Here is a 20,336-nt window from a genome sequence, read left to right as displayed (position 1 = left end):
TAGACGATGCTGGTGAACGGCGCGCATCTGCAGGCGGACCCTTCCGGGGCGCTCTACTGGCCGGCTGAACGGCTGCTGGCAGTCTCGGACCTGCACTTCGAGAAGGGCTCGGCCATGGCGGCCCGCGGCCACGGCCTGCTTCCGCCCTACGACACCGCCGAGACGGTTCGGCGGATCGAGTTGCTGGTGCAGCGCTACGCGCCGGCGACGCTGATCTGTCTGGGCGATTCCTTTCATGACCAGGGAGCCTGGGCCCGGCTCTCCCCCGCCGAGCGGGAACGCATCGCAAAGCTGAGCCGGGCGCAGGCGACGGTCTGGATCGCCGGCAACCACGACCCCGAACCGCCGGCAGAACTGGCGGGGACCGTCTGCGAGGAGATCGCCATCGGACCGCTGGTTTTCCGTCACGAACCGCGTCCGGGCCCCGCGCCGGGCGAGGTCGCCGGTCACCTGCACCCGAAGGCGCGCATCCGCCGCCGCGGCCGGAGCGTCACCGCGCGCTGCTTCGCGACCGACATGAGCCGCGTCGTCATGCCGGCCTTCGGCGCCTACACCGGCGGCCTGGACGTCACCGACCTGGCCTTCCGGCCGCTGTTCCGGCGCACCTACCATGCCTGGATGCTGCTGCCCGAAAAGGTCTACGCCGTGCCGTCCGCCCGGCTGGCGCGGCGTGGCCCGGAACTACCGGACCGAGGTGTTGTTCTGCACGAAGGTGAGGAAGGGTAGCCGCCCGACATACCAGGCGCACAGGCCGTAGCCGAGGACGAACGTCACCAGCGAAGCCATGAAGTAGCCATAGCCATACCAGGCGAAGCCCATTTCCATCGTCGCCCAGGTGAACAGACCGTTGGTCAGCAGGAAGACCACCTGCACCAGCAGCATCACCCGCCTCAGGTCGAAATAGGCCAGCACAATGCCGACGAACATCAGCAGGACGTGAAACAGCGAGCCCAGCACGCCGAAACGGAAGATGCCGAGCTGCAGCGGCGGGAAGGACAGCACGTCGAACAGCCGGCCGGCCACCAGGATCACGGTGACGCAGATGCAGAACTGCAGGATCACGACATTGCGCGAGGCCATCAGCAGCGCCTGGATGATGTTGCGATGGTTGCTGTCGATGCGCTGGTAGTTCGCGTGGTGCTCGATGTCCCGGTAGAAGCGCTGGTAGTGCTCGAAGAAGCGGGTTTCGATGTTGACGATGAAGATCGCCATGGCCGGTACGATGGTGAGATAGGCCAGGAACATGGCGCCGTCATAGGCCGGGTAGGTGACGAAGCCGGCTGCGGTGACCTCGCGTTGGGGCGCGCTCCACATCACCCATTTGTCGACCCAGATCGCAACATTGTAGATCAGCCCCGCCAGCGCCAGGTCCCAGTATTTCCGAAAGTAGCTCATGAAGCGCCAGGGCCGCATGATGCGGTAGGGATACTCCGCGAATACCCGCGCGATCAGCCCGAAGAAGATGATGCCAAGGCCGATGTTGAAGCCGATGGTGATGCCCAGCGCGCCGATCACGCCGGCGAGCCAGAGGCTGGCGCCGCCCGCGGTGATCATCCCGACCAGGAAGGCCAGCGTGACCGAACGGTAGTCCTTCAGCGCGGTCAGAAAGACGTTCACCAGCCAGATCGCGGCGACAAGGAAATAGTTGACGATGCCGGCGGCCGCGAGGTCGGGCGGCAGGTCGACCACGAACAGGTAGAACGGCACCACGATCATCGCCTGACTGCCCAGCAGCAGCACCATCGCCGCCAGCAGCATGCCCGGCGCCTCCTCCACCTCCTTGCGGAAGATCATGTCGGCCAGATAACGCGTCGCCACCAGCAGGACGGGTCCGGAAAAGGCGAGGCTGAAGGCGAAGTTGTAGATCAGGATGACCCGGAAGGTGATCAGCTCCGCGACCGTCGTCAGGTAGATGCCGAACAGGTTGATCGATCCCACCGCCAGGATGGTGAACAGCCAGGGTCCCGACGAAACCACGGCCGAATGGGTGTAGCCCTGGACGATGCCCAGCAGGTCGTCGCGGCTGGTGAGCCGCCGGAGCGCGAAGCCGATGCCCGCCATCAGGCCGCCTCCATCTCGCTCCCGCCGCCGCCTTCTCCCCCGGCCGGTGCGGGCAACCTGTCCGCTTCGGGCCGATCGGGCAGCACCATGTGCGTCTCGTAGAGGTCGCGGTAGATGCGGTCGATCTCGACCTTGTTGTAGTAGAGCCGCACACGCTCCCGGATCGCCTCCCGGGCCCGCGCCATCGCCTCCGGATCCTTCAGCAGGGCGGCGAGCTGCCGGCCCGTTTCGGTCGGATTGGCGAGCGGCGTGATAGCGCCGCCGCGGCCGAGCGGCGGATCCTCCTTCGGCATGCCGAGCAGCATGTCGCGGCATGACCCGACGTCGGTGGCGACCGTCGGGATACCGGCGGCCCCGCCTTCCAGGATGACCAGCGGCTGCGCCTCCGAGATCGAGGTCAGCACCATGACGTCGACCCGGCCCAGCCATTCGTCCAGCTTGACGCGGCCGGTGAACTCGAAATTGTCCTGCAGTTCCAGATGCTCGACCATCTGGACGCATTCACGGTAGTAGTCCTCGTCCTCCTCCGTCGGGCCCATCATCCAGGCCAGCACGTCGGGCACCTCCTGCTTCAGCACGGCCACGGCGCGGATGAAGGTCTTGATGTCCTTGATCGGAACCACGCGGCCGATCAGCGCCACCGTCGGCCGGTCGTGCGGCTCCCGCGGGATCTTCGAGAACCGTTCATAGTCGACGCCGTTGGGAATGATGCGCAGCTTGTGCGGCTCGGCGCCGTCGCGGCGCTGCAGGTCCTGGTTGCCGGTATAGAGCGTGATGATCTCGTCGCAGGCCTGATAGCAGCAGCGGCTGTAGGCGACGAAGGTGTCGATCCACAGATCCTTCAGATCACGCTTCGGCTTGTCGAGACCGAGGCTGCCCGAAGGCCCCTCGTAGAGCCAGTCCGCCATCGCGATCTCGATGCGCCGTTCGTTGGTGTAGATGCCGTGCTCGGTGAGCAGCACCGGCCGGCCGGTCTCCAGCTTGGCGCGGGCGGCGAACAGACCGGCATAGCCGGTCGATATGGTGTGGAAGACCTTCGCCTGCGGCATGGGCGAAAGCATGACGCTGAACAGGCCGCCGAGCAGCGACCGCCAGGTCCAGAAATAGTCCAGGAACGAGCCCTCCGGCATGTCCTTGCCATACATCCGCAGCAGCATCTCCCACGCCGGCCGGGAGTTCATGAGCAGCCGCCGCCCGTAGCGCCCCTCACCCTTGGCCAGTTCGTCCATCAGGCGCTTCAGGTCGAAGATGTCGCCTTCGGACTGGATTGCCCTCAACGCCTCCTCCATCTCGGCCAGGCGCTTGCGCAGATTGATCATCCAGCGCGCGCCGACCGGAAGCTGCTGCAGGAAGACGTGATTGAGACCGCGCACGTTGTCGGGCATCTCATAGCGCTGCTCCGGCGGCTCGGTGCCCGGCAGCAGGCTGACAATGTGAAAGGTCAGCCCGCTCTGCGCGTTGATCAGATCGTGGACCCATGTCGAAACGCCGCCGGCGACGTAGGGATAGGTACCTTCCAGCACCAGGCAGACGTCGACCGGCTCCAGATTACCGACCCTATGCATGCGCGGCTCCCGCCTCATTCTCCGGACCATGACCCTGCCAGACGCGGATCACGTCGCGCATGCGGTCGCTGGCGCCGGTCCCGGCCAGGATGTCGTCCCCGAAGGCGGCGACGGCATAGCGCAGCTTGTCGAAATCGCCCAGACGGTAGGCCGCCTCCATGTACCAGGAAAGCTCGCTCGGCCCCAGTACGCCACGCCGGAAGCCTTCCTCGAACCAGTCCTCCGCCTCCTCCAGCCGGTCGCTCCGGACCAGCAGCCGTCCGACGCCCAGCGTCGCGTCATGGCGGGCCGGATCGAGTTCCAGCGCCTTGCGGTAATAGGCCTGGGCCTTGTCCCGGTTCTCCCGCTGCCGGTCCTCGTCCAGGATGCCGCTGAAGGCGTAGTCGTCGAAGTGCCGCGCGACCCGGACCTGCGCCTCGGTGTCACCGGGGTGACGCCGCGCGCGGGTTTCCAGCTCGATGGCGCGTTCAAGGAAGTCGCTTTCGATATTGGCCGCCGCGGTCGCCGCCTGCACGCGGACCGCCGGATTCGGATCGGACAGCGCCGACAGCAGCGCCGGGGCGAACTCCGGCCGGAAGTCGCGCGACAGCAACGAGATCACCGCCCGCTTCTGCTCGATCGAGCCATATTGCAGCACGTCGGTGAAGGAGGTGACGTTCTCCTGGCCGGCGGCGTCGGCGAGCCCTCGCGTCAGCATCTCGAACAGCCGCCGGGAAGGCATGTCCACCTCCTCCGGAAACAGGGAGGCGTACCATTCCTCGAAGGGCGTCGCCTGCCGCCGGAACAGCGCGTGAAGGCCGAGCGCCAGCAGCGTTCCGAGAGGCCCGAACGGGCCGAGAAAGAATGTCGTAAGCGCCAGCAGCGTAAGCAGCCGGGAGGGCGAACCGGTGGGCCGGAAGCGCCACGCGGCGACGCCGACCACGACGACCGTGGCCAGGTGGATCGCGCCGGGAGTCCAGCGCGGCCGGTACTCGATCCACAGGAACCAGGACATGGCCGCCTCGCCGGCCATCGCGACAAGGCAGAAGGCCAGGATCATCAGAGTCGGGATCGGTCCCTGGCGCTCGGTCTGGCGGTGACGCCGTGCGTCGCTCTCTATGCGCTCCAGTTCCGCCTGGACTTCCCTGGGCGCGGTCATGCGCCCTCGGCCCGGCGGTTCTCGTCCGCGGCCTCGCGCGGAACGCGGTGGATGGGCATGACCTTCGCGGTCACCCGCACATCGTCCAGCCCGGCCACGCGAAGATAGTGCAGAACGGCGCGAACGAGCCCGGCAGACGCCTCCTCGCCCATGGTCTCGGGATCGACGCCGGGCAGGATCAGTGCGAACTCACGGCCGTTCTGGCGATACTCGTAAGCCTGGACGACGGGCGACATGTGGTGTTCGACCACGTCGTGGACGGCCTTCACCAGCCCGGCGCGGCGCTCGGGATGCAGGACGTCCAGCCCCTCGGCCTTGAGCGTCACCGCGGTCATGTCGATGCCGAAGCGTTCGCCGAACTGCCGCATAAGCTTGCTGTGACTCTTGAAGACCACGTCGGTGAACATGTTGCGTTCCTCGTTGAACAACATGTTGGACTGCGCCTTGCGGAAACGCCGGGCATTGGCGAAGGCCGTGCCGACCCAGTCGCTGAGGATGCGGAAATTCTCCAGCGAGGAGATGTGCAGGTCCAGAAAACCCAGCTTCTCGATCTTCAGCATGCCGACGACCTCACCGGTATCGACCGATGTCAGCGGGCCGGCCATGATCCCCTCGCCCGCCAGCAGCTTCTCCTCATCGGTATTGACCGCGCTGAGGCAGCGCCGCCGCCCGACCACCTGCTGGAACACCGGCGAGCCGGAATCGAAGACGCGAGCATAGGCGTCGTCATCCTCCCAGCCGTCGTTGATCACGGCTTCCAGTACGTTGCCGTTGAGCAGGTAGAGCGAGAACTTGGTCGGCTGCATGACCGCGCGCACCAGGTCGGCAATGCCGATCAGCACCTCGCCAGGCCCCAGCTTCTCGATCGCCTTCGCGGCCTGATAGAGGGTGAACACCGTGCGGAGTTGGCCTGCGACGCGGATCTCGAGTTGCTCCTTGGTGTTGAGCAACTGGTTGTAGGCGGACGACAGAACCTCCTCGCGATGGCTCGTCTGAGCCAGGTCGTGAGCCAGTTCCTGATTGCGCTGGCGCAGCCGTTCGCGGAGCAGGCCGATGAACAGCGCCGCGAGCACCCACATGATCGGCTGAGCGGCATAGCTCCAGGCGATGAAATAGTCCTCGTCGCTGAAGGTCGCGAAACCGCCGCCGACGGATTGGTCCATGGCCGCCGCCGGCCCCTGTTCCAGGGCAATCCGGTAGAATTCCGGATCGACGCCGCTGAGCAGGGAGACCGCCGTGCACACGACGGCCGCGATCAGCCCCTCGAACACGCCGTACTGCACCGCCAGCAGGATGATCGGTATCCAGTAGGGGTTGGGATTGACCTCGGCGAAGCCGTCCACCGGCATAAACAGGAAATCCAGCCCCACGAGCAGCGCCACCAGCAGCACGAGTTCCACATAGGCGATGCTGCGTCGGCCGCCGCGATAGGCGGTGGCCACTTCCGCCGGCGCGATGTCGCGGTCGGTGTGCTCCAGAACCTGCCGGGCGGGACCCTCCGGCGCCATCAGAAACGCACCAGCAGGTGACCGCCCACGGTGGTGAGGACGGCATCGTCGCCACGGCCCGACACCCGGGAATGGCCGGCGCGGAGACCGAGCTGCACGTCCTCGTCCGCGTCCCAGACCAGCTCGCCGCCAAGGCTCGGCCCGAAGCCGCCGAAACGGTCGACGGTCAGACTGAGAAAGGCGTTGTAGCGCCAGTCGCCGCCGAGCGCCTGGCCGAGCGAAAGATCGAGCGAATGGAACTCGGTGTCGTTCAGCGGCAGGGGCTCGAAGACGTTGCCGTTCTGGTCGCGCCTGCGGGCCTGGGCGACGACATACTGCCCGTCGAAGGAATAGCCGACAGTGAGGTCGGCCGCTTCCCAGGGCACCAGATAGCGGATCGCGAACGCCGCATCCCAGGTCGTCGCCGCCGTGTCGATGCCGGCGATGCCGAAGCGGTTCAGTCCGATCTCGCCCTGGGCGCTCCAGCGGCGGTCGAGTTGGCGCTCGTGGCGCACCGCCAGGCGGTCCTGCACCGCGTCGTCGACGATCCCCTCGACCAGTTCCCAGTAGGCCCGGTGCCAAGTGCCCGACACGGTCGTCAGCGAGGCAGGCGTACGATGGCTGTAGCGCAGCGAACCGCCCGGCGTTCCGGCGCCGAACAACAACGCCCCCTCGACGCGATGGCCGGGCGCAGGGCTGCCGCCCGCATAGACCTCGCCGCGCTGGAAATGCGCCGAGACGGAGTCCAGGACACCGTTGGCGCGCAGCACCTCGTCGTCGTCCAGGAACCGGTTCTCCAGGCTGAAGCCGGCGTCGATTTCCTCGGTCGGCAGTACCCGGCCGCTCAGCACCGCGATGACCTGCGTATCGCCGTCCTGAACCTGCTGATAGTCGGCGTCGAGGCGGACATAGGGGCCGAATTCGCGTTCCAGCGCCCGGCGCGCCGCGGCGATGTCGCGCCGTTCGGGATCGAGTCCGACCGCCCGGTCGTAGAGATTTCCCGCCCGCCGCCAGGCGCCGACGCTCTGCTCCAGATTGGCGAGCTCGACCAGAACGTCGGGATTCTCGGGGTTCTCGGTCCGGAGTTCCTGCAGGGCCTCCCGCGCCTCACCAGTCTCGCCGGTGCGGGCTTTCAGCCGCGCGCGCAGCACGTCCAGCCGCACGTCTGCAGCGTCCCGCTCCTCCCGGGCGGTGTCGGTGGCCGCCAGGGTCACGCGCGTACGCCCCGCTTCGGTGAGCGCATCGAAGTCGACGGGACGCGCGGCGACGAAGAGCAGGCTGTCATATCCCGCGCTGGCGCTTTCCAGCCAGGCCGGCAGTCCTTCGGCCAACCCCGCCACCATGTCGGGCGCCACCGGCCGGTCCAGCCTGAGCAGCAGTTCGCGTCCGGTCGCGCGGGCGTCCACACGGACCGGCCCGGCCCAGTCGATGACGATCTCCGCGCCCTCTTCGCCTCCCGTCGCGGTGACCCGGGGCGGCGCCGAGAGCTGTGCGACCCTGCTTTCCCGCTCGCTCCAGCTGCGGTTCACGGTTTCGGCAAACGGGTCGGAAGTGCGCCGCAGACGGGACGCCGACGGCGATGCCGACGGCTCCGCCGCCAGCGCTTCATCCGGCCTCGCCGGCGGAGGCGGCGGCGAAGGGCGCGCGGTATTTCCGGCGACAGGACCGGGCGCAGCCGGAGCCCGGTCCCGAGGGCCAGGCGGCGTCAGGACAGGCGCAGCGCGCGCGGCCGGCGCGGCTCGTTCGGCGGCCGGTGCGGTCCCGGGCGCGATGGTCATCTCCACCGTCAACTGGCGCAGGGATCTGTAGACGTCGAAATAGACATCCTCGGCGGCGGTCAGGGTTATCCGGTCAGCGCGCTTGTCGACGCCCGCGATCCAGTGCCCCAGACGCATGCGAAGTGCGCCCAGGTCGGGCGCGTTGAATGGCCGGTCAAAGACAAGGATGAGGCGCCGGGCCGACGTGTCCGCCGAAACCTCGAACGGCACCGGCCAGTCGAGTTCGATCCGGGCCATGGCGCCGAGGTCGGCGGAAAGAACGCGAACGACAGGCGCCTGCAGGGGCGCCGACTGGGACAGCACGGGGAGCGGTGAGAGGATCAGCAGGATGCCGGCCAGCAGCCGCCGCAATCGACCGGACCACTCCCCATTCATCACATGTCGATCAGACGAAGACACTGATGGACCGCAAAACCGTTGCCCCCACGCCCGGACCGCGGCCGGATAGACCGGCCAACGGCCCATGAACTCGTACCAGCTATGCAATATGCTGGCCACGATTGTAAGGCGTCAAGATAAACGAAAAGTCAAACGAAGGGGCGCAACCCACTCATTTTTCGGAATTTTTGTTCCGAGCGATGATCGCCAGCCAGTTCTGGTACATCCGCCTTCCGGCCTCCACCCAATCGGCTACGGGCGATTGCGCCGGATCATCGTCCGGGAAATAGCCCACGGGCGGATCGATCGGCTGCCCCGCCTCCACATCGCGCTGATACTCGCGCGCCAGCGTGTCGGCGTCGTATTCGAAGTGATTGAACATGTAGTGATGGCGCAGCCGCCGGTCCTCCAGCAGTCCGAGACCGGAGCCCTCGGAATCCGCGATGACGACAAGGTCAGGGGATTCCGGCAGATCCTCGCGATGGATCTCCGAATGCCGGGAGACAGGGATGCGGAAACCTTCCCCGAAGCCGGCCAGGAGTTCGCTCTCGCTCTCGATACGGTGCTCGTAGACGCCGAACTTCTTCCGCTCGAGGACGTATTTCGGAACCTGGTGGAAATGCCGGAGGGCCGCCTGCGCGGCCCAGCAGATGTTGAAGACGCCGGTGGAGCGTGCCTCGGCCCAGGCGAAGACCTCCAGCAGTTCCTCCCAGTAGGGCACCGCCTCGAAGGGTTCCTTCTCCACCGGCGCGCCGGTGATGATGAGGCCGTCGATCTCCAGATCCCGGACTTCCGAGAAACTGCGGTAGTAGGTCCGCAGATGCTCGACGGGCGTGTTGGCGGAGCTGTAGGCGGGGTCGCGCACCCGCGCCATGTAGCTGTCGGTGGCGAACAGGACGATCTCGACGCGGCGCGGCCCGCCCGCCAGCATGCGGATGAGTTGAAGTTCCGTGGCCAGCTTGTCGGGCATCAGGTTCAGGATCGCGATGACGATATCGGGATCGCGCGCACGGCCGGACGGCTCGAAGGTCTCGATGTCGAGGCCTTCCTGCGACAGGACCTCCGCAGCCGGCAGGCCTTTCGGCAACAGCGCGCTCATCGTCAGCCTCAGGCCGCTTCGCGATTGCGACGGTCGATGGCGCGAGCGACGAGGTCCACGAAACCGGCCTCGTCCTGCACCTCGGCGACCTCACCGGCCTCGACGACGTAGCCGTGGCGATCCACGATCGCCTGGTAGCGCGGAATGCGGTGCCGCCAGAGGCGCGGAAACACCCATTTCACGAAATCGTCGGGATCGATGTCGTCCACCTGGTCCACGTCGGCCGCCTGCAGCCCCGCATCCCGGCGGTACTCCGGAATGGCGTGGCGCAGGAAATCATCCCTGTAGAACAATGGTTTGGGATTCCGCATCGCTGCCGTTTCGACCCGCTTGTAGTCCGCTTCGCCTGCGCGGATATAGAGCAGCAGCGTGCCCGCGGACAGGGCGGCCAGGACAGGGTCGTCATCCGCGCCGAAGGGATTGACGATCTCGCAGATGCTGCCTGAGGCATCGTTGATGAAGTTCGGGTAGCCGTAGATGTCCATCGCCTTGTTCTTGAACCGCTCCACGTCGAACATCGAGTTGATCTCGCCCTGTTCGTGAAGGTCCTGACGGCGCCGGAACTCCGCATAGCTCAACCCGCCTTCCTCGCCGGCGGGAGAGGCCGGATTGCCGATCTTGCCGAGAAAGGTCGAAATCGGGTCGAGGTTGTTCACGGTTATGTTGGAGCAGATGTAGATCGAGTCGCTCAGCAGCAGGTTGCGCAGGAACGGCACCTGCATCGCCTTGCGCTTGATGTTGTCGAGGATGTCTTCTTCCAGATACTTCGTGCCGATGCGGTAGTCGGCCGAGTAGTGGAACCATTCCAGCTTGGGCAGCTTGTTGGCCAGCATGGTCTTGCCGACGCCCGACATGCCGAGCAGCGTGATGGACTTGTGCGGATCCTGGCGGAACGCCTCGCCGGATTCGTAGAACATTCAGACCCCCGATTTCCCCGCGTCTCAGTCAGCGGCGTGGGAACCTAGATCAACTCCGGGCCCGATGGAACACGGTTCCGCCCTGCCGGTCCGGGCGCTCAGTTCTCCCGCAGCAGACGATCGGCGCGTTCATAGGCGCCGGTCTCGATCAGCAGCGAGACGAAGTCGGCCAGCAGGGACCGGTCACGCGGCCGCTCGGCGCGAAGCTGCTCGTAGAGCGCGATCGCCGCCTCGGTCCGGCCGGTCGCCTCCAGCCCCGTCGCGCGCATGCGCCGGGTCTCGAAATCATTGGTGTCGCCGGCCTCGATGCGCGACAGCATTTCACGGTAGGCGCCGCGCGCCGCCTCCTGGCGTTCCATCAGCGAGAGGGACTGGGCGTAGTAGTACCAGGGGCGGTGATCGGCCCGCCCCTTCACGTCGGCGACAGCGAAATAGCGCTCCAGCGTCTGCACCGCCTTCTCCGCCCGACCCTGGAAGGTGAAGGCCCTGCCGGCCCGGAGGAGCGCCGCCGGATCGTCGCCGATCATGCCCAGCGCACGGTCGTAGGCGGCCACCGCGACGCGGCCCTGGTCGGCCTGCTCGGCCCAGTCGGCAAGCCTGAGCAGCGTCTTCCCGTCGTCGGCGCGGGCGACGAGCGGCGAGAGAATTTCGCCGACGCGATCGAACCGCCGTTCCGTCACCAGTGCCTGGACCAGCGGCGCCAGCGCAGGATCATCCGGACGGCCGGGCGGCGGGTCGGCGGCAATGGCGACAACGCGGCCCGGCGCGCCGGCATTGTTCAGAAACTGCAGCCATTCCGCCCGGTCATCGCCGGCGGCGGCCCTGGCGCGCTGTTCCAGCCAATCGACCCCTGCCTCCGGCGGCCGCGGGCCCCAGAGGAAGAGAAGCTGCTGCACGTCGGGCGAGGAAGGGGGCTGATCCTCCGCCAGCCGGCGGAACGAGGCCACCGCTTCGGGCTTCGCCTCCAGGTCGAGCAGCCTGAACGCGGCCTCCCGGCGCTGCTGCCGCGGCAGTTCGGGCAGACGGGCGCGGCGTTCCAGCCATTCCACGAGTTCCGGGCGGCGGCCCATATCCGACAGCGCCGCCTCGTAGGTGGAGGGCCAGGCGCCCAGAGGATCGGCTCCGGCCGCCGCCTTCAGATAGGGCAACGCCTTCGCCGGTCCGCCGACTTCCAGCAGTTCGAACAGCAGCGGATCGCGCTGCGCCGGCGGGGGATCGCCGTCCAGCTTCGACATCAGCACCCGGGCGCGCTCCTCGTCGGATTGCGTTTGACGCAAGGCGTCCAGGTAGGCGGCTTCCCACTGCTTCGGATCCCGCTCCGCCAGGTCCCGCAGGAGCGGCAGGGCGATATCGGCCGCGCCGCCTTCGAGCAATGCGAACAGCAGCGCCGAGCGCACTTCCGGATCGAGATCGGGATCGTCGAGAGCGGTGCGCGCGAAGGCCTTCAGATCCTCGGCATCCCCGCCCCGCCCGAGGGCAGCGACATAGGCCGACCGCACCTCCCTGTCGCCTGGCAGCAGCGGCCGGAGCACGGTCACGGCTTCTCCGGCCCGGCCGGCGTCGGTCAGTGCCCTGCCCCAGATCAGCCGCGCCTCGTCGCCCGGATAGGCCTCGAACAGCCGCTCGGCGGCGGCGAAGGCCGTTTTCGCCGCGCCGCGCTCCTGCGCCAGATAGTAGATATCGGCCAGCGCCTGGCGGCTGACGGTATCGCCGCCGCGCAACCAGTCCAGAACCCGCGACGGCTCCCCCGAACGGGTTTCCAGCCTGGCCCAGCCTTCCAGCACCTGCGGCTCCCGCCGGCGCTCGATCAGGCCGCGGAACACCGGCAGGCCCTGCTTCGCCCTGCCCAGTTCAAGGTACTGCGCCGCAAGGTCGGCGATGGCAAAGGCGGGTGTCGCCGGATCCTCCGCAAGGCCTTCCAGCAGGGCCAGGGAGCGCTCGTCCTCGCCCAGCAGCGACCACACCCGCGCCAGATCGAGCCGGTCCGCATTGCGCAGATCGGCACGGGCCGCTGCCTTCTCCGCCCATTCCTGCGCGGCCGTCTCGTCGCCGCGGGCCAGCTCGATGCGCGCCGCCATTACCGGCCGCGCCGCCATGAACTGCGCCCCCACCTCGGCGACGATCTCGTCGACCAGCGCGAAATCGCCATCCTGGGCGGCGTTCTCGGCCAGCGAGGCGATGGTGTCGTCATCGAACTTCCGCAGGTCCTGGCGCCGGGCCTCGGCATAGGCGAGCTTCGGCTGGTCCAGCTCGATCGCCAGCGCCATGTAGTCGTCGGCGATCAGCACCGGCAGGGGGTCCTCCTCGGCGCGGGACCGCAGCCAAGCCAGCGCTTCGATCTTCCGGCCGGCCGCAACCAGCGCGGCGACATAACTCTCGGCGTCCTCCGCCGTGCCCGGCAGCAGTTCTTCCAGCACCGGCACGGCTTCGGCGGCGCGGCCATTGGCGACCAGCGCGTCGCCGTAGAGGCGGCGGGCCTCCCGGTCGGGGTGCTCCCTGTACAACCGCTCGGCCGCGGCCAGCGCCGATCTGGGCGCCAGTCCGGGCTGCGAGAGGAACACGATGTCGGCCAGCAGATCGCGATCCACGACAGTGTTGGCTTGCAGCCAGTCGAGCAGCTCGCTGTCCCGCCCTTCGCGCGCAGCCATACGGGCCCAGCCGGCCTCGGCCGCCGGCGACGGCCGTTCGCGGCGAAGACGTTCGAATGCGCGCAGCCCCGCCCGGGTCCGCTCGGCCGAAAGATAGAGACCGGCGAGCGCGCGGATCGCGTCCTCGTCCAGGTCTCGGGCCATTGCGATCCGTTCCAGCGTCCGCGCCGCCGCCTCGTCCTCGCCGAGCCGGAACTCCGCCCGGGCGAGCCGGATGAGCTGGCGGGCGCGGAGATCATCCTTCGCCTGCGCCCGCGCCACCTCCGCCCGCGCTTCCTCCGGCTTGCCGATGCCGATCAGGACTTCCGCCATCAGCGCCGGATAGCCACGCCGGAAACTCTCGGAGGCCTGGGCATGGATCTGCTCCAGCAGAGCGTTGCGCCGCCAGGCCACGGCCGCGTCGCCGATCGCCGCAAGCCGGAAGTCGACGATGCCGGTCAGGTCGCGGTCCTTCAGCAGGCGTTCCAGCAGGTCGATGGCCTCGGCCAGCAGCGCCAGGTCGAGCAGCACGGGCACGGCCAGGGAGGGCAACTCGCCCCGCCTTTCCAGTTCCAGCAGCTTCTGCAGCGCCACCTGCTCCCGGTCGAGCGCCCGCTGCATGTCGGCCCAGGCGACCAGCAGCGGCGGCGTCAGATGCAGATTATCCTCGAAGCTCTCGAGCAGGCGCAGCCCGAAGGCTGCCTGGCCCCGGTCCGCGATGCCGCGGATCACTGGCACGATGGCCGCCGGACCGTTGATCTGGGCCATCAGGGCGACCACCTCCTGCGCCCGCGCCGTCTCGCCCGCCGCCGCGGCGGCCAGGACGTAGAGCCGGACCGAGCGTGCCTCCAGCGAAGCCGGGTGAACGCGCCACATCGTCTCCAGGATCGCAAGCGCCTGGTCGAGGCTGCCGGACGAGGCGGCCAGCTCGGCGGCTTCCATGTAGTCGGCCGGTTTCGCCAGACCGCGGTCGACCAGCTCCGTCAGAGCGGGCAGCAACCGCTCGTAGTCGCCGCGCGCCCGGTACAGGTCGACGAGTTGCCGGCGCTCCTGCGGCGTGCCCGCGCGGGCCACGATTTCGGCCAGTGCGGCGACGAACGCGTCCCGGCGCTGATCGAACCGATAGTATTCGGCCAGTTTCCGACGGGCCGCGACGTCGTTCGGATTGCGCGCCAGATAGTCCTCCAGCAGCGTGATCGCGTCGTCGATCTCACCCAGGTTGAGCGCCAGGTCGGCGAGCGGGGCGATGACCTGGACCGACCGGTCGCCTTCGCGGTAGCGCTGCAGCAGGGTCTCGCGGCCGGCAAGATCCGTGTCCTGACTGCTGAGCTGCAGCAGGGCCACGTCCTTTTCGCGCGGGATCAGCAGGAAGCTCAGACCGATTCCGAGCAGCACGACGATGGCCAGCAGGATCAGGTTGATGCGCATGGCCCGGAATCAGTTCCCGCCGAGACGCGAGAGGGTCACCGGTACCGGCCCGTAGACCTGGACCGGCAGCGTCACGTCCAGGATGCCGTTGCGGCCGACGACGGCATCCACGCCCACCGTCTCGCCGTCGGGCAGCATGGCCTCGACGCGCCATCGTCCGGGCGCCATCCCGCCCCAGCGCATCTCGGCCGGCCCGAAGCCTTCGCCGGTGAAGGCCAGCCGGTCCGCTCCCCGTTCAAGGCCGCGGATGCGCCAGCGGGCGTCGATCAGCCATGGTGCGCCGGGGGCCGGGCCTGCGTCGGCCAGGGTGATCACCGGCTGCGCCACCTCACCGTCCAGGGCGACGTAGAGGCTGCCCTGGTGACGGTTGAAGCCCAGCACCCCCTCGGAGCGGGAAACATCGACGGTGATCCCGTCCGCCTTGTCGAAGCGCACGGTCTCCAGCGCCCCGCGGTCCAGCACCCGCCAGCGGCGCGCGCCCAGCGGCTCGAAACGCGTGGTGTAGAAACCTTCCGCCATCCGCGTGTAGTGAGAGGCGGTGACCGGCGCGATGCGCTGGCTGCGGGCGTATTCGATATTGGCGAGCAGGGCATTCAGCGCCGCGTCCCGCTCACCGGAATACATGTGATAGTAGACGTTGATCGGTTTCAGCCGCCGCGGGTTCTCGGTGTTCTTCAGCGTGTGAACCAGGTCGCGGAAGCCGAAATAGCGGCCCGACCAGAGATCCGTATAGGTGTTCTCATTGCTGTTGGCGGCGTAGATCTGGCGCTCGCCGCCGATCTCGAAACCGACGGGCGGCACATAGCCTACCGAGGGGTATTCGGGATCGAAGCGCGAATCGCCGCCATTGAGGTTGAGCAGACCGGCCTCGCGCGAGGCCCGTATCATCCGCGCGGACGGCGAGGTATCGCCCGACCAGAGCACCAGCCCGACCTCCTTGCCCGGCGGGGTGAAACGGTTCACGACTTCGGAGGCGCCCTCGAACTCGAGGTCGATATCGAAGGGGACGTGCCCGAAGCCCCGCGGCTGGTCATAGGCTTCCTTCAGGCTCACCACTCGGTTGGACGCTGTCTTCACCACATCGGCGCCCCAGGCCTCGATATCCGGATTGGGATAGAGACGGACAAAGGGCGCCTCCTTCTCCGGCGTATAGTCCTCGAAGAACCGCCATTCGAAGGGATGGCTGAAGGTGTGGTGCGCGGTCTCGACCTGCGGCAGGCGGAAGATTTCGCGGGCGATCTCCTGCGCCTTCTCGTCGCCCGACCATTCGGGATCAAGATCGGCGGCGATCGGCCCGACGGTGATAGGCAGATCGGGAAAGGGCTCGATCACCTTTTCCATCACCACCTGCGCCGAATAGGCTTCCTTGTTCCGGTAGGCGCGCACCAGACTGACATTGCGCCAGCCGTCCCCGTCGATATGGCTGAAATAAATCCGCCGGCCCGACAGTGTGGTCACATCCGGCTTCGGCAAGGCGTCGGTGTCGAACACCTCGGCGAACAGGCGGAACGGATTGACGTACCACTGGGTGCGGAACAGGACCGGGTCCTTGTAGTACTCCCAGCCGCCCTCCACGAAGGCCCCGGCCGGCGAGATCATGAACAGCGCGCTTTCGACGCCTGACAGGCGGTTGCGCACCTTCAGCAGGACGCGGGTGTCGTCGGAGACCGGCTCGTAGAGTTCATAGGACGGCAGCCGCCCGCCCATGCGCCGTTCGAAATCGTAGAAGTCGGGGTCGCGGTGAACGATCTCGGTATCGAAGGTGACATCGATCCAGTCGCCGCCGAGCCGGAAGCCCAGGCGCCCGAGAAAGGCGTTGACCAGGCCCCGGTCGGTCTGGCGGCCCTGCTCGTTGGCGAGAAACCCGAGATCCCCCAGGAACACGAACTTCTTGCCCGCATCGGCCATCCGGATGGCCCAGTCCAGAAACAGTTCCGGCTGGTTCATGCTCCCCTGCTCGAACCAGCTCACGACGCCGGCGACCGCCGGGTCGTCGATGGCGTCCTGCGGCAGCGGATCCTCGAGTTCGTGATACTCGACGCGCAGGCCGAGCCAGTTCAGCGGCATCTCCGCCAGGCGGTGCAGGTTGTGCCGTTTCAGCGTGTCGTCATGCGGATGGTGCAGGGCAATCACCTTGCGCGGCGCCTCCGCGGCAAGCGACGGCAATGCGACCGCGGTCAACAGGACCGCCGGCACGACGAGCAGGCTCAGAAGGGATTTCACAAAACCGGTCATGGATGTCTATGGTCTAAGCAACTCTCCTGCCAAAGGGGAGTGTCATGATCCGCCGCCCGCAACAATAGCCATAACAGGGTCTCCGTCATGATCGCCGCCCTCGCGCCCGTCGCAGCCCTGCTTCTCAGCGTCGCCATGCTGCTGGTGGGCAATGGCCTGCAATCCACCCTGCTGCCGCTGCGCGCCGGAATCGAGCAGTTCAGCTCGGTGCAGATCGGCGTCCTGGGTTCGGCCTATTTCGTGGGCTTCGCTCTCGGCTGCTGGCGCGGCGCGGCCGTGGTGCGTCGCGCAGGCCATATACGCGCCTTCGCCGCGGTGGTCGCCATCGCCTCCACCTCGGCGCTCGTCCACTCCCTGATCCAGGAACCGGTGCTGTGGTGGTTCATCCGCTTCCTTACCGGCGCCTGCGTCGCGATCCTGTTCATGATCATCGAGAGCTGGCTGAACGAGAAGGCGACCAACGAGACCCGCGGCACGGTCTTCTCGGTCTACTCCGCGATCAACCTGGCGATGATCGCGGCCGGCCAGATGCTGCTGGCGACCGGCGATCCGGGCGGCTTCCCGCTTTTCCTCATGGCCTCCATCCTCGTGTCCCTCGCGGCGGTCCCCGTGGCGCTTTCCCGGTCGGAGAGCCCGGCGCCCATCGACCGTATCGAACTCCGCATCGGCAGGCTGTTCCAGCTCTCTCCGGTGGGCTTCTTCGGCTGTCTCGCCGTCGGCATGACCAACGGCGCCTTCTGGGCGCTGGCGCCGATCTTCGCGCAGCAGAGCGGCGTCGACGTCGGCACAGGCTTCATCGCGCTCTTCATCGGCATTTCCGTGGCCGCCGGCGCGCTGGGTCAGTGGCCGCTCGGCCTGCTCTCGGACCGCATCGACCGGCGCAAGGTGATCGTCGCCGCCGCCGCGCTGGCCGGCATGTCTGGCCTGGCGCTGGCGCTGTTCGGGGACATCTCGCCGACGGTGATGCTGCTGGCGGTCTTCGGTTTCGGCATGTTCGCGTTCCCGCTCTACGCTCTCTGTGTCGCCCACGCCAACGACTTCGTCGGCGCCGACAGCTTCGTCGAGGCGGCAAGCGGCCTGCTGCTGACCTGGGCGGCGGGTGCGGTGATCGGCCCCGTCATCGCCTCGGCGCTGATCGCGGGCGCGGGACAGGCGGGCCTGTTCTACTTCACGGCGGCGACGCATCTGATGCTGGTCATCTTCGTGCTCATGAGAATGCGGCGGCGCGGCGCGCAGGCTGTCGAGGACAAGGGCCACTTCGTGGATGCCATCAACGCCGGCACGACACTGGCGCCGGTGGATGTCACCACGACTCCGAACGCAGCAGACACCGCGCCGGAAGCGACGCCCGAAACACCCTCGGAAGGCTCTGCGGCGAAGCCCGGGGATCAGCGCCCGTAGCGGACAACCGTCTGGTCGATGGACCCGAAGATGGAGCGGCCGTCCGCGTCCTGCATGTCGATCCGGATACGGTCGCCGAATTTCATGAACGGGGTCGAAGGCTTGCCCTGGGCGATCGTCTCGATGGTGCGGATTTCGGCAATGCAGGAGTAGCCCGCGCCGCCTTCGCTCACCGGCCTGCCCGCCCCGCCATCGGAGCCGCGGTTGGAGACGGTGCCCGAACCGACGATCGTGCCGGCCGATAGCGCCCGGGTCTTCGCCGCGTGCGCCACCAGTTCGGGAAACGAGAAGGTCATGTCGACGCCGGCTTCGGGGCGGCCGAACGGCTTCTCGTTGAGCCAGGACAGCAGCGGGCGATGCACCCTGCCGTCCGCCCAGGCGCCGCCCAGTTCGTCCGGGGTCACCGCCACGGGGCTGAAGGCGCTGGACGGCTTGCCGTGGAAGAAGCCGAAGCCCTTGGCCAGTTCGGCCGGGATCAGGCCGCGGAGGGAAACGTCGTTCACCAGCATCAGGAGCTGGATGTGGTCCGCCGCCGCTTCCGGCGCCGTCGCCATGGGCACGTCGTCGGTGATCACCGCGATCTCGGCCTCGAAGTCGATGCCGTGGTCCTCGGAAATCGCAGGAATGTCGTCGGTCGGGCCGAGAAAGCTGTCGGAGCCGCCCTGATACATCAGCGGATCGGTCCAGAAACTCTCCGGCATCTCCGCGCCGCGGGCCTTCCGGACCAGCTCGACGTGGTTCACATAGGCCGATCCATCCGCCCATTGGTAGGCGCGCGGCAGCGGCGAGGCGCACCGGGTTGGATCGATATCGAAGATCTCCCGACCGCCGCCGACATTGAGCGAATGGTACATGGCGTCCAGCAGGGGTCGGCAGTGCGCCCAGTCGTCCAGCGCCGCCTGCAGCGTGGGCGCGACATCGGTGGCCGGCGCGGCCTTCGTCAGGTCCTTCGAGACGACGACCAGCCGACCGTCGCGCCCGTCCTTCAGCGAAGCGAGTTTCATCGGCCGGTTTGATCCGCTGCACCGCGGGCGGCGCGGTTGGCCATGCCCCAGCTCTTCACGTAGTCAGGGTTCTCGGTAGCCTCCGCCGCTTCCGCGACCAGCAGGGGATCGCGGGTGTCAATCATCACCGCGACCTCGTCAGTGGCTGCCTTCTTCGGCGTGAAGGCGTTCTTCAACGCACCCGGCTGCGGCCCGTGCGGGAAGCCGCAGGGGTGCAGGGTGATCATGCCGGCATCGATGTTGTCCCGGCTGAAGAAGTCGCCCGCGTGATAGAACAGCACCTCGTCGTAATCGTTGTTCGAATGGAAGAAGGGCACCTTCAGCGCGCCCGGATCGCTCTCGAAGGGACGCGGGCAGAAGGTGCAGACGACGAAGCGGCCGGCCAGGAAGGTGGTGTGGGCGCTGGGCGGCACGTGGTAGCGCGCGCTCATCAGCGGACGGATATCGCGCCAGTTGACCTTCACCGGGCAGAGGTCGCCCTTCCAGCCGGCGGCGTCCAGCGGATTGAACGGATAGGTCACCGTGGAGACGCCGCCGCGCGCCTTGATCTCCATGCGCCATTCGCCGTCGCCCTGCTGCGCGCGGAAGATCTCGTCCAGCTTCGGCGTCTCCAGCATGGCCGGATCGAAGATGGCGTGGTTGCCGACCAGGCCCTTGTCGGGAAGGACATAGGACTCGTTGCTCGCCTCCATCAGCAGCGCCTCGACCGGCTCCGAGGGTTCGATACGCCAGGTCGTCGCCCGGGGCAGCATGATGTAGTCGCCATCGCGGAAGCTCATGTGACCGAAATCGCAGAACAGCTCGCCCGCGCCCTTGTGGACGAAGATCAGGTCGTCGCCGTCGCCGTTCCGCGCCAGGGCCTTCATGGCGGTGTCCTGACGCCAGAAACGCACCTTCACGGAGGCGTTGTGGAGCAGCAGGTCCGCGTCCCATGGGCCTTCATGGCCGCCATTGAGCTTCTGGGTGTCGAAGGCACGGGGCCTCAGCGGTCCCTCCCAGTCGACCCAGCCCGTCGGCGGGTTGCGGTGATAGATGTGGCTTGCGGGGCCGAAGAAGCCCTCCTTGCCGAACTCACGCTCATAGGTGCCGTCCGGCAGGTCGGCATGGGCCTGTCTGGAGACCTCGCCTTCCATCCTCGGGAACTGGATCCAGTTCTTCGCCATTCTCCGCTTCCTCCCTTCATGTCATCCCCGATGACGCGAAGCGGCGCCCGGGGAC

Annotated in this window: 13 protein-coding genes; 2 read left to right on the top strand and 11 right to left on the bottom strand. The window is 67.5% G+C overall.

The features are described 5' to 3' along the window. Window positions 1-6 precede the first annotated feature (6 nt). Entirely contained in the window at window positions 7-726 is a 720-nt protein-coding gene (locus tag TEF_08390; protein ANK80818.1) for a hypothetical protein, read from the top strand. Here the strand turns inward: TEF_08390 and TEF_08385 are convergent. From TEF_08385 to TEF_08345, 9 genes are all read right to left on the bottom strand, one after another. Then, the gene (locus TEF_08385) at window positions 682-2,061 is read right to left on the bottom strand and encodes a hypothetical protein (GenBank protein ANK80817.1); all 1,380 of its coding nucleotides are present in this window, start codon (window positions 2,059-2,061) and stop codon (window positions 682-684) included. The two genes, TEF_08390 and TEF_08385, sit on opposite strands and share 45 nt — an antisense overlap. Continuing rightward, window positions 2,061-3,644 carry a hypothetical protein gene (locus tag TEF_08380; GenBank protein ANK80816.1) on the bottom strand — a complete coding sequence of 528 codons (1,584 nt, stop codon included), beginning with the start codon at window positions 3,642-3,644 and terminating at the stop codon, window positions 2,061-2,063. The genes TEF_08385 and TEF_08380 overlap by 1 nt, the downstream gene beginning before the upstream one ends. Then, window positions 3,619-4,764, bottom strand: a complete 1,146-nt coding sequence (locus TEF_08375; protein ANK80815.1) for a hypothetical protein — start codon at window positions 4,762-4,764, stop codon at window positions 3,619-3,621. Before TEF_08375 ends, TEF_08380 begins: the two co-directional genes overlap by 26 nt. Then, window positions 4,761-6,272, bottom strand: coding sequence for a hypothetical protein (locus tag TEF_08370; protein ID ANK80814.1), 1,512 nt, complete (start codon window positions 6,270-6,272; stop codon window positions 4,761-4,763). The genes TEF_08375 and TEF_08370 overlap by 4 nt, the downstream gene beginning before the upstream one ends. Then, a complete protein-coding gene (locus TEF_08365) occupies window positions 6,272-8,380 on the bottom strand; it encodes a hypothetical protein (GenBank protein ID ANK80813.1) in 2,109 nt (702 codons plus the stop codon). Before TEF_08365 ends, TEF_08370 begins: the two co-directional genes overlap by 1 nt. 199 nt (window positions 8,381-8,579) lie before the next feature. Further along, a complete protein-coding gene (locus TEF_08360; GenBank protein ANK80812.1) occupies window positions 8,580-9,506 on the bottom strand; it encodes a hypothetical protein in 927 nt (308 codons plus the stop codon). Between the two features lie 8 nt (window positions 9,507-9,514). Further along, a complete protein-coding gene (locus TEF_08355; protein ID ANK80811.1) occupies window positions 9,515-10,423 on the bottom strand; it encodes an ATPase in 909 nt (302 codons plus the stop codon). 98 nt (window positions 10,424-10,521) lie between these two features. Then, window positions 10,522-14,478: a hypothetical protein gene (locus tag TEF_08350; GenBank protein ID ANK80810.1), complete on the bottom strand. Its 3,957-nt coding sequence runs from the start codon at window positions 14,476-14,478 to the stop codon at window positions 10,522-10,524. 9 nt (window positions 14,479-14,487) lie between these two features. Further along, the gene (locus tag TEF_08345; protein ID ANK80809.1) at window positions 14,488-16,713 is read right to left on the bottom strand and encodes a hypothetical protein; all 2,226 of its coding nucleotides are present in this window, start codon (window positions 16,711-16,713) and stop codon (window positions 14,488-14,490) included. A gap of 87 nt (window positions 16,714-16,800) precedes the next feature. Between TEF_08345 and TEF_08340 the strand changes: the two genes are divergently transcribed. Further along, window positions 16,801-18,114: a hypothetical protein gene (locus tag TEF_08340; GenBank protein ANK80808.1), complete on the top strand. Its 1,314-nt coding sequence runs from the start codon at window positions 16,801-16,803 to the stop codon at window positions 18,112-18,114. Here the strand turns inward: TEF_08340 and TEF_08335 are convergent. Further along, window positions 18,102-19,118 (bottom strand): 2-keto-4-pentenoate hydratase, encoded by a 1,017-nt coding sequence (locus tag TEF_08335; protein ANK80807.1) that lies wholly within the window; start codon window positions 19,116-19,118, stop codon window positions 18,102-18,104. The genes TEF_08340 and TEF_08335 overlap by 13 nt on opposite strands. After that, window positions 19,115-20,281 (bottom strand): homogentisate 1,2-dioxygenase, encoded by a 1,167-nt coding sequence (locus tag TEF_08330; protein ID ANK80806.1) that lies wholly within the window; start codon window positions 20,279-20,281, stop codon window positions 19,115-19,117. The genes TEF_08335 and TEF_08330 overlap by 4 nt, the downstream gene beginning before the upstream one ends. Window positions 20,282-20,336: the final 55 nt, after the last annotated feature.

The sequence above is a fragment of the Rhizobiales bacterium NRL2 genome, from assembly GCA_001664005.1.
Classification (GTDB): Bacteria; Pseudomonadota; Alphaproteobacteria; order Minwuiales; family Minwuiaceae; genus Minwuia.
This window is presented reverse-complemented; position numbering and strand designations above follow the sequence as displayed.